The 10,409-nt window shown below is 32.6% G+C and carries 11 protein-coding genes; 6 read left to right on the forward strand and 5 right to left on the reverse strand.

Annotation, left to right across the window (positions count from 1 at the left end):
- Nucleotides 1–148 precede the first annotated feature (148 nt).
- The 5 genes from Q0409_RS06870 to hisB all read left to right on the forward strand — a co-directional run bounded on the left by Q0409_RS06870 (nucleotide 149) and on the right by hisB (nucleotide 4,480).
- Complete coding sequence (locus Q0409_RS06870; protein WP_298536372.1) at nucleotides 149–745, forward strand: flavodoxin family protein; 597 nt, start codon at nucleotides 149–151, stop codon at nucleotides 743–745.
- A 169-nt stretch (nucleotides 746–914) separates the two neighbouring features.
- Entirely contained in the window at nucleotides 915–2,480 is a 1,566-nt protein-coding gene (locus Q0409_RS06875) for a flippase (RefSeq protein WP_298536373.1), read from the forward strand.
- 335 nt (nucleotides 2,481–2,815) lie between these two features.
- Complete coding sequence (locus Q0409_RS06880) at nucleotides 2,816–3,508, forward strand: TOBE domain-containing protein (RefSeq protein WP_298536374.1); 693 nt, start codon at nucleotides 2,816–2,818, stop codon at nucleotides 3,506–3,508.
- Between the two features lie 106 nt (nucleotides 3,509–3,614).
- The gene (locus tag Q0409_RS06885; protein WP_292786390.1) at nucleotides 3,615–3,803 is read left to right on the forward strand and encodes a 4Fe-4S binding protein; all 189 of its coding nucleotides are present in this window, start codon (nucleotides 3,615–3,617) and stop codon (nucleotides 3,801–3,803) included.
- A gap of 98 nt (nucleotides 3,804–3,901) precedes the next feature.
- Complete coding sequence (hisB, locus tag Q0409_RS06890; protein ID WP_298536375.1) at nucleotides 3,902–4,480, forward strand: imidazoleglycerol-phosphate dehydratase HisB; 579 nt, start codon at nucleotides 3,902–3,904, stop codon at nucleotides 4,478–4,480.
- Nucleotides 4,481–4,811: 331 nt separating this feature from the next.
- Here hisB and Q0409_RS06895 read toward each other — a convergent pair whose 3' ends face one another.
- Nucleotides 4,812–5,642: a F420-dependent methylenetetrahydromethanopterin dehydrogenase gene (locus Q0409_RS06895; protein WP_295606698.1), complete on the reverse strand. Its 831-nt coding sequence runs from the start codon at nucleotides 5,640–5,642 to the stop codon at nucleotides 4,812–4,814.
- A gap of 235 nt (nucleotides 5,643–5,877) precedes the next feature.
- Complete coding sequence (locus tag Q0409_RS06900; RefSeq protein WP_298536376.1) at nucleotides 5,878–6,519, reverse strand: YitT family protein; 642 nt, start codon at nucleotides 6,517–6,519, stop codon at nucleotides 5,878–5,880.
- A gap of 171 nt (nucleotides 6,520–6,690) precedes the next feature.
- Between Q0409_RS06900 and Q0409_RS06905 the strand changes: the two genes are divergently transcribed.
- A complete protein-coding gene (locus Q0409_RS06905) occupies nucleotides 6,691–7,014 on the forward strand; it encodes a TIGR04076 family protein (RefSeq protein ID WP_298536378.1) in 324 nt (107 codons plus the stop codon).
- A gap of 49 nt (nucleotides 7,015–7,063) precedes the next feature.
- Here the strand turns inward: Q0409_RS06905 and Q0409_RS06910 are convergent, their stop codons facing one another.
- The 3 genes from Q0409_RS06910 to Q0409_RS06920 form a co-directional block, all read right to left on the reverse strand.
- A complete protein-coding gene (locus Q0409_RS06910; RefSeq protein ID WP_298536379.1) occupies nucleotides 7,064–8,185 on the reverse strand; it encodes a hypothetical protein in 1,122 nt (373 codons plus the stop codon).
- Nucleotides 8,175–9,320: an oligosaccharide repeat unit polymerase family protein gene (locus Q0409_RS06915; RefSeq protein WP_298536381.1), complete on the reverse strand. Its 1,146-nt coding sequence runs from the start codon at nucleotides 9,318–9,320 to the stop codon at nucleotides 8,175–8,177. Before Q0409_RS06915 ends, Q0409_RS06910 begins: the two co-directional genes overlap by 11 nt.
- Before the next feature lie 825 nt (nucleotides 9,321–10,145).
- A partial coding sequence (locus tag Q0409_RS06920; protein ID WP_298536382.1) for a hypothetical protein occupies nucleotides 10,146–10,409 on the reverse strand: 264 nt, incomplete at its 5' end.

The following is a 10,409-nucleotide window of genomic DNA, read 5'->3' on the forward strand; positions in this document are numbered from 1 at the left end:
TTTTCTACAAAAAATAGAAACTTAATAGAACTTTATAAATCAAATTCCTAAAAAATTTTAAAAAAACTTTTAATGAAAGTTTATAAAAATAGTATTGAATATATAATAAATTGAAAGAATGTTTTAAAAATATAATTGAGGTAATATGATGAGGATTGTTGGAATTTGTGGAAGTCCACGGGAAGGTGCCAGCGAATACTTATTGAATAGGGCATTGAATGAACTGGAAAAGGAAGACTCATTTGAAACCACCTTCATATCTGTAAAAGACAAAGACATTTCCCCTTGCACCCATTGCAATGAATGTGCAGAAACTAAGGGAAAATGCTCAATATCCGATGACATGGATGAAATCTATAAAGCTCTTAAGGAGGCGGATGGAATCATAATGGCAAGCCCAATCCATTTCGGAAGCGTATCTGCACAATTGAAGGCTGTGATTGACAGGTGCCAAGCGATGATTATGGAAGACTTGGACATTTTCAAAAACAAGGTGGGCATTTCCATAGTTGTTGGTGGAGACAGGTCTGGTGGTCAGGAACTGGCCATTCAACAAATAAATACATTCTACCTTTTGAATAAAATAATTCCATTAAGCGGAGGATCCTTTGGTGCTAATTTAGGTGCATGCCTATGGTCCCAGGATGATGGTGCAGAAGGTGTTAAGGAAGACGAATATGGACTTAAAACATTGGACATGACTATAAGCCATTTTAAAGAGTTCCTGTTAGAGTATAAATCATGATGAGGATTTATTGAAAAAGTATTCCTTATTTAACAAAAGGTATATAAATAAAAATTTATATAGGAATATTTAATTATATTATATAGTGTAATTTTTATTAATTTTATTAAGTATTTTATTTTTATAAAATTTGAAATTTTTATCTTTTTTTAAAGAATATGGTGTGAATATGGGAGAAGCAACTGGAAGTTCTAAAGTAGCAAAAGGAAGCGCTATTATTTTAATAGGAAATGTTATCTTCCGTGTAGGGGGATACCTATACCGTTTTCTTATGGCATCACTTTTAGGACCGGCAGCATATGGTATACTTGGACTTACAACTCCATTTCAAGGAATATTCCAGGTCTTGTCTGCAGCAGGGCTTCCACCAGCAATAGCTAAATACGTTTCTGAGTACAATGCTCTTGATGAAGAGGATCTTGCTCGCCAAACCGTTTTCACAGCACTGAAGATAATGGTCTTTTTAGGATTCTTCTTTGGACTGGTTATGGTATTTGTAGCTGCACCTATAATTACAAACTATTACCATAAGCCAGAGGCATTATTGCCCCTTCAGGCTGTTGGTTTAATCACTCCGTTCAGTGTAATCGTTGGTGCATTTAGAGGTGCTTTCCAAGGCGTGTACAAGATGGAATACATCCTTTACACCCGTGCAATAGAACAGATCTTCATGATTCTATTTGCAACTGCACTTGTAATTTTAGGATTATCCACCTTTGGTGCAGTATTAGGTTCCGTACTCGGTTTTGCAGCATCAGCAGTGTCTGCAGTATATATCTTTAAAAGGTATATGGGAAAATATATCCCACCTGCAAATCCTGACTTTAAGTTCAGCTTAAGACAGGAATTGGGCCTTGCAAAAAGATTGCTTTTCTTTTCAATCCCAGTTACAATCACTGCACTTGCAGAAATGGGTATTTACAGTATCTGTACCTTGCTTATGGGAGGATTCCTAGCTGCATCTGCAATCGGTTACTTTACAGCGGCAGACCCTATTTCAAGACTTCCTTTAATCGTTTCAAGCTCACTTGCAACTACAATATTGCCTGCAGCATCTGAAGCATATGCCCTTAAGGATCAAAACCTTCTTGAAAAGTATGTGAATGCATCCTACAAATACGGAATGTTCTTTGTAATTCCAATGTGTGTGGGAATAGCTATCTTTGCAAAGGAAATCATGGGGCTTGTATACTTCACAAATTCCGCTTACATGAATGGTGCAATGTCTCTTGCAATTCTTGTTTTAGGTATGACATTCTATTCAATATATACAATTTCAGGCAGTATCGTTCAAGGTATTGGAAACCCAAGAATCCCAATGTATCTATTGATATTCGGATGTATCATCACTTTAGGACTCGGATGGTACTTAATTCCAACTTACGGCATCGAAGGTGGAGCATTGGCAACTACAATAGCTTCATTCATAATGATGATACCTATGTTCCTGCTGCAATTCAGATTAACAAAAACCCATGCACCTTATGCATTCTTAACTAAAGTTACAATAGCTTCATTAATCATGGCATTGCCTGCATTTGTGCTTCCAAACAATAGCTATGGATTGATTGCTGGATTGATAATCTGTCCAATAATCTACATGATTGCAATTGTAGCACTTAGAACATTATCTCACGATGATGTGGCAGGATTTAGAAGATTCACCAGAAAACTAGGTCCTTTAAGCAAATATGCAAATAAGCTATTGGATATCATTGATAAATACAGCTCATAGATGATCCATAAACTTCATCTTTACTTTTTTTATTGGCTCATCTTTATTTTTTTTATTAATGAATTAAACATTATTGTGCTCTTTTAATAAATTCATATCGTTTTTTTAGAAGAATCACTTATATATGAATTATCGATTACAGATTTTTATCATAACGTGTCAAAATAAATATCCTTTCTTTTTTTATCTTTAACTCATATTTAATCAAAAATAAATTTTTTATTTATGAACGAATAGTAGATTTAAATGAATAAGTTTAATTAATAAAAAGTATATATTAAATATCACTTTGGGTAATTTTTTTAAAAATAATTAAGGTAAATGGGACGATTAAAATGACTGAGGTAAAAGCTGGAGTAGAATATAAGATTAATATAGATGGAAATTCTTTTCTATTGGATCAAAAGAAATTCAATCTGTTGATTTATATAAATGAAAGCGAATCAATTACAGAAGCTGCTAAGCGTTCTAAAATTTCCTACAGAACTGCTTTAAACTATATCGATAAGATTGAATCAACATTGGATATAGCTATTGTAAACACTAAAAAAGGAGGAAGCGGTGGTGGAGGCAGCACCACTCTTACTGAAGAGGGCTTGCAGATTCTAAAGGAATGCAAAAAGATCAATGCAATCATGGAACTTCATAGCGAAACCAATGAGATTGAAGCTGAAATCCTTGAAGTTGACAAATCAAAAGGAGTTATGAAAATTCAAATGAATGAATTGGTCATAACTATCCCACTGAAGAAGGAATATAAGGTTGGAGATAAGATCCTCGCTTTAATAAGCTATGACAATATCTTCATTATGTTGGAGCCTCAAGCATCCAGCATCAGAAACATCTTCAAGGGAAAAGTCACTGAAATGAGACTTCAGGATGAGATGGTTCGTGTAAGAATTGACATTGGTGGAGTGGACATCTTCTCAGACATCACCTTATCTGCTGGTAAGGACCTTGATTTAAGTTTAGGAAAAGAGGTTTACATTGGATTTAAGGCATTGTCAATAGCTACCTTAAAATTATAATTCATTTTAATGAAAAATATTTTTAAGGATTTAGCATAGTTTTATATAGATTAAATAAAATAAGATTATTTACAGATTTATTCATGGTGATATTATTTTAAAAATTATAGTTGATGAGGACAAATGCACTGCATGTGGAAATTGTAAAGAGATTTGTCCTAAAGGAGGATATATTTGGACTATTGATACTGTTGCACATGTATCAAATTTAGATTATTGTCATGTTTGTACATTATGTGCAATGAAATGCGGTCCAGATGCAATTAAAATTATGAGAAATGCACCAGATGAGTAAATAATTAATCGATATTTTAATTTAAATATAGTTTAAAATTTTTCTGTAAATTGTACTATGTTTACCTTATGTAAGAACTTAAATCAGTGAGTGATTCAATGACTAGAACAGCTAAAGTTTCAAGAAAGACATCTGAAACAGATATTGAAATAGAATTAAATATTGATGGAACTGGAAAATACGATATTGACACCGGTGTCAATTTCTTCAACCACATGTTGGAATCATTTTCCAAACACAGCTTTATGGATTTGAAGATTAAGGCGATCGGTGATATTGAAATCGATGATCACCACACTGTAGAGGATGTTGGCATATTATTAGGTGAAGCATTCGCAGAAGCTATTGGCGACAAGAAAGGAATCAGAAGAATGGGTCATGCTATTGTCCCTATGGATGACTCAGTTGCGACTGTTGCCATAGACATCAGCGGACGCAGTTACTGCAATATGGACTTGGATTTCAAGCATGACAAGATTGGTGACTTAAGCAGTGATGTTGTAGTTCACTTCTTTGAATCCTTTGCTTCCAGTGGAAAAATCAATATCTATGGAACCTGTGAAGGTGCAAATGATCACCACAAGGCTGAAGCTCTTTTCAAGGCATTTGCAAAATCATTGTATGATGGCTGTAAAATTGAGCATGATGAAATTTTAAGTACAAAAGGCGTTCTTTAAGTTAAAACTTATAGAACCTTATTCTTTCTTTTTTTAATTATTTATTATCACTTATAAATTATTTTTAAATTATTTATAATTATTTACAAATTTTTACAATTATTTTTTTAAACTGTTTTAACTTTTTTTTAATAAAAACTCAAAAAACAATATGTTAGTATTTTAACGAATTAAATATTCCGGCATGAAATTTTAAAATTGAGTTAAAATAAAAGAAAAAAAGTAAATTTTGATTTTGATTTGAGATTTGATTTTTTGATTTGATTTGAATTTGTTTTAAAAAAGAAAAAAGAAAAATAAGTAGCTGAAAAGCTACTTAAATCCTCGACACTTATTCTGGTTTGCTGATTAAATCAAGTTTGCAACCAACGTTACCTTCTTTCATGTGAGGGGTTCTTAATACAGTGTCGTTGGATTTTTCAATTTCTCTTGCTTCAGCTGCTAATGCAGCAGCGCATGCAGCCATTTCGTGAGCAGCAGCTACTAAAGGAATGAAGTTTTCGAAACCTTTGGTCATGAAACAACCTTTCATGTCTAAACCTGCTACAGCACCAGCCATTTCGTATGCAGCAATAGCTTTTGCTTTTGCGTATGGGTTTTGGAATTTAGCAGCTTCTACAGCTTTTTCAGCAGTTACAATGAGTTTAGGTAATTCGATTTCGTTACCTGCTTCTACAGCTTCGATTACACCGTCAATGGTTTTTTGTACTAATCTTAAAGCACCGGTTTCTGCTAATACTTTAATGATGTCAGCGTTGAAAATAGCCATTTCAGTTGGGTCTAACCATTCTCTTTTTGCACCGATCATTGGGTCTGCCATTACAATAATGTAACCTAAACCTTGTTCGTCCATTTCGTCTTTCTTACCTTTACCAGGAGCGTCACCAATGATAATAGCAGGAATATCTTCTGCAGATAATAATTCTCTTGCTCTAGCTGGACCAGGTGCTGCTGGGTTTGGGCTAATGAAAATACAGAAATCTGGGTCGAATTGTTTGAATTTAGGTACAACGTCTTCGACTTGTTCAGGGTTCATTTTTGCTCCAGATCCAAATACTCTTACGTCGATGTTTGGTCTGTCTGCTCTTTCGTCTAATAATAAATCTAATATTGGTGAAGTACCAATATTACCACTTCTTAATATAGCGATTTTAACTACCATAATATCACAAGTATATTTATATTATTTACTTATTATAAAGTTAATGTAAAAAATCAAAACAAAACATTTATATAATAGAATATGAGTTTTGTGAATTTACTGAAAAATTAATGAAAAATAAAGGGCAAATAAGGATTATTTTTAAGAAAAAAGAATGATTAAGGATTTTAATGAAATTGAAAAATTTAAGTGAAAATCTAAAAGAATTTAGGTTAAAATTTTATGAAAAAATTGATTATTTCTCTAAGTAATTATCTAGCTTGTATCCGAAAGCCTTATTGTAAAACTGAATGATGAAACCAACTGTAATAGCTGAAAAAATGGTTCCTTCACGAACCCCCTCAAGGTGGCCTATGAATACCAATGCCAAAATGACACCTATGCTTACAACAGTTACATCAAAAAATGGCTTGACCTTACCCCAATCCTTGTTCAGCACTTCACCTATCGCCACTACAGAACCATCTCCAGGAAGCATGGTGATGTCTGACTTTACTTCAATGACAAGACCGAATGCAAGAACGAGACAGCTTATTATGAGCAAGATCCATTGACTTATATAATTTATTGGGTTGATGAAATCAATAAAACTTAAGTTAAAGTCAATCATATAGCCAAATAGAATGCATACAAGCATTTGGGCTATTTGCGATAGTGTTATTTTTCTTAAAAGAACCATTTGGAATATGACAAGCAAGGCATTGAAAACTATGGTGAATTCTCCTACAGTCCAAGGAAAAGCAACAGCTAGAACAGCAGGAATGCATGATATAGGAGGAGTGCCTAAAGTGGACTTAAGGGATAATGCAATGCCTAAAGACATTATGGTCACCCCGAGAATAAGTAAAATGTATCTGATGATTAATTTTTTATCCATTCTAAAACCTTTCCTATCAATTGAAAAAAATAGTATTCCATTTTAAATTTAAAGGGATTATGATATTTAAAATTTTTTGATGAGGAGTTTAAGTATTGATTTGGTTTTGATTTTTAAAATATTTAAATGATAAGAGATAAAAAATAATTAAAAACAGACTAAAGTTTTTAGGTGAATGAGTTGAAAAAAGTTAAGATTACAGTCATGAAGAAAGTAAGGCATGATGACTTGATTGAAAAGTATGAAAATCCATTGGAACATGAATGCGATGTTGAATGTGGAGATGTCTTCATAGCTAATGGTTGGGAAAAGCCAGAAGATTTCTGCCCTAGTGCATGGGAAGTATTATCCCCATTTGTAATGGCTTTGGCTAATGGAGCAGAAGACCTTTACGATGGTTGGATGAAGAATAAGAAATCAGCAATGATTTCATGCAACGATGGGTTCCGTCCTGTAAGCTTTTTGATTGAAACCATGGATGAGGATGCTGATTAAAAAAAGAAATTGAAAAATAAAAAAATTAGAATAAAAGTGAAAGATAAAATCATCTGTATACTTTTCTGCTGTTCCAAATTTGCTTAGTGGATTTAAATCCGCTTCTTTTTAATGATTTTTCATCAAAATCATTTATCAAATCCACTAACTTTTCAATAGCTATCTCACTATCTTGTACAAGATCTGATTCCTTTTGGTCTGGTAGATTCTCAAATGCCTCAGGAATTTCTTCTATTTTTACGATTGGTATGTTAAGTTCCTTAGCCAAATCCACACTTCCATGAGTTTTATGGAATCCTTCTATTTTTAATGATGGAATATTGAATACTCCTGCTTCAATGGTCATTCCCATACCTGCAGCATATATCAAATGTGATGCCGCATTCATGAAGCTTAACATATCAACATATTGAGGCAAAACCTTGATGTTTGGTGATAAGACCAATTCCTTAACCATATTCCTATCAAATCTGTAAGGTGCAATCAATGCCTTTAGATTAAGCTCTTCAACAGCCCTAATCAATGGCTCAATATCATCATCCTTCAAATCTCCACCAAGAACAACAAGGACAAATTCCTTCATCCCATATTCTCCGTAGATTTCATCCTTATCGATTAAATTGTTTTCTTTTATATAGTCATCAACATATTTCGCCATAGGATAACCGTTGATATTGACAACATTATTAAGCTTATAGTTCTTCTCCAGATACTCCTCATATCCCTTGGAAGGAACTGTTACAAGATTCGCTTGTGAAATGACTTCAATAGGATTGTAGATATCCTGCTCTATATGCAAGACTGGAATATTCAAAATGTTTGCAGCTACAATGGCTTTTCTAACATCCCCTGCATTTCCTGCAGTGATCAATAAATCAATGCCCTTTCCCTTAAGTGCATTGAATGACTTTAGGATATCCTTTGAAATGAGATAAGCCAATTTCCCGAGAGAATTCTTTTTACCTCTTCTACCTTCTCCAATAGAATAAGTTTCATCACAATAAGGTTCAAGGAAATCTCTTGATGATTCTCCATGATAAAGTCCGATTATCTTATTAATCTCGAAGCTTAATTTGCCTTCATTTTCCCTCTCCCTTAACTTCTCAATAATCGGAATGATTGTTTTGGATGGGGTGATCTCTCCTGCAATAGCTATATTTTTAGATTTCATGATTTGCACCTCTTAGGAAATGGATGATTAGGAAAATGCCAATCAAATAGAATAGCCATACAACAATATCAGTTGGGCCTGTCTCTATCCAGATGATTGTTTGTGCAAGCAAAATTCCATAAAATGCTGTCAAGATTTCTTTCTTGTAATTTTGTATGCTGTGCAAGGTCTTGAGGATGAATCCTAATAAGAACATTTGAATAAGCATTCCTACAATACCGAAGTCAAGCAAGGCAGGGCCAAATATTGTTGAGGTTATGGAATGAACCTGTCCTAATGTGGCTTGGCCAACCAAAACCCTTGCATCTGAATGAGTAAAGAATCCTGTCAATGTTGCATAGAATAGATTTCCCATAGTGGCAAATTGATTCTCAATAGCTTTTGAAAGTATATTCAATGTAAATGCTGCCCTATAAGAGACCAATTCAATTGGATTCAATGACCAATGCTGCCAGGTGATTGCTTGAACTGCAATGAATCCAACTGCCAAAAGCACCAATGCAATAGCAAAAATGGCTAAAATTATGTATTTCACATCAATATCCCTTGTATAGTACAAGGTTATAAGTGCAGATAGCATTATTGCAATAGGAGTTGTCCTATATCCAGTTAGAGCGAACAGGACTAAACCAATAAGCAACAATAGATAATGAGATTTTCTATTGTATTTTGCAAGCAGAACATTTATGGACGGCAGGAAAATAATGTAGGATACAAGCCAAATTTTTGTTGCAGCCTTTGCCTTTAATATAGCAGAGAAAAGTGGTATGCCACCTAATAAAGCGATGTTTATAACCTGCAACAAAATGCCTAATAAAACCAGTGCTACAATAATCAATTCATTTTTTGAATATGAATCAAATAATGATAATTTCTCAGTGCTGAAAATTTTTTTAGGGGTTGAATCCACATCGATTTTAAAGTTTTTACTTAAGATATAGTTAGATGCAAAAGCGCCAAAAATAAAGAACAAGAGCCCTAATCCAATATAAAGATACAAATCTAAATTGGGAGAAGGCAATTCCTGGTAGAAATACCACATAGGCATAGCTATGATGAGGAACAATATTACCATCACTACAACTATCAGTGGATTGAATAGATCAAAATTTCCGTTTTTAAAATTAAAGTTCATAAAAACCCCTTATATAAGCGTTATTTTAGAGTTTGTTGAAACTATTATATAAGTTTATTAAATGGGAAATAATTAAGAAATTTTTAAATCAAGCTTAAGGATTTTGAATGTCATTGAAATCATCTTACTCAAAAAAAATTGGAAAAATTTTTCCATTGAACAGGAAAAAAAGTGTATCGAAAAATATTTTGTGAAAATAAAAAGTATACAAGATATTGAAAAAAAGATGTTTTTTTAGAAAATAATTTTAAAACTATAAAACAAATGTTCCAATAGATAAAAAAATCGCTAAGTAATACAAAAAATCATAAAATTTTAATGAAATCTTGAAAAAAATTGAAAAATTTATGAAAATTTCGTGATAATATCATTTTTGAGTGGAAAAAATCCTCAAAATAGATGTTATTACAAAAGATTTGAAATGATGATGAAAATAAATTAACATGATTATGTTTTGATAATGACATTTGAAAAATATTTGAAAAATTGCAAAAAAATTTACACTTGAAACTTACGTCAAGGAATTTCTGGCTCTAAAATTGGCAAAAAATGATAATAACAGGTTAACTCATTATACAGTTGAAATTTATGTCTAAGAGTTACAATGAAAATATGTGAAAAAATGCAACTCAATAGATCAAAAATGAATATGAATTGAAGATAACATGACATTGAAAAGTAGATGCAATATTTATAATAAAAAGAGAAATAAAAAGAGAATAAAAAAATAATGAAAAGATAATGAAAAAAGAATAATAAAAAGTAATATAAGTTAAAAATAGAAAAAAGTTTGGTCAAGGTTTTTGACGAGTCAAAAAGCTTGAATTAATCATCCTGTTTTTCAGCTTCCAAGACATAAGTTTCCTTTGGCTTGCTGTCAATTTGCAAGTCACTGTCATCAGGTTGTCTGTTTAAGAGACGGTCAATGAAGCTTCTGTTTTTATATCTATCGATTAAAAGCCTATCAGCAGTTAACAATTGGTCTTTATAAGCGATTTCCTTAAGGCTGTCCTGAAGCTGCTGGTTAACATTATGCAATTCCTTGTCCTTTTCTAAAACAAGTTCATCATGTCTTATCCTCTCTTCAAG

The sequence above is a fragment of the uncultured Methanobrevibacter sp. genome, assembly GCF_937898925.1.
GTDB lineage: Archaea > Methanobacteriota > Methanobacteria > Methanobacteriales > Methanobacteriaceae > Methanobrevibacter.

What these genes read in the sequence shown, in the direction of transcription:
- Q0409_RS06870 (WP_298536372.1), top strand. Translation starts at nt 149, where the DNA reads ATGAGGATTGTTGGAATTTGTGGAAGTCCACGGGAAGGTGCCAGCGAA.
- Q0409_RS06875 (WP_298536373.1), top strand. Translation starts at nt 915, where the DNA reads ATGGGAGAAGCAACTGGAAGTTCTAAAGTAGCAAAAGGAAGCGCTATT.
- Q0409_RS06880 (WP_298536374.1), top strand. Translation starts at nt 2,816, where the DNA reads ATGACTGAGGTAAAAGCTGGAGTAGAATATAAGATTAATATAGATGGA.
- hisB (WP_298536375.1), top strand. Translation starts at nt 3,902, where the DNA reads ATGACTAGAACAGCTAAAGTTTCAAGAAAGACATCTGAAACAGATATT.
- Q0409_RS06895 (WP_295606698.1), bottom strand. Translation starts at nt 5,642, where the DNA reads ATGGTAGTTAAAATCGCTATATTAAGAAGTGGTAATATTGGTACTTCA.
- Q0409_RS06900 (WP_298536376.1), bottom strand. Translation starts at nt 6,519, where the DNA reads ATGGATAAAAAATTAATCATCAGATACATTTTACTTATTCTCGGGGTG.
- Q0409_RS06910 (WP_298536379.1), bottom strand. Translation starts at nt 8,185, where the DNA reads ATGAAATCTAAAAATATAGCTATTGCAGGAGAGATCACCCCATCCAAA.
- Q0409_RS06915 (WP_298536381.1), bottom strand. Translation starts at nt 9,320, where the DNA reads ATGAACTTTAATTTTAAAAACGGAAATTTTGATCTATTCAATCCACTG.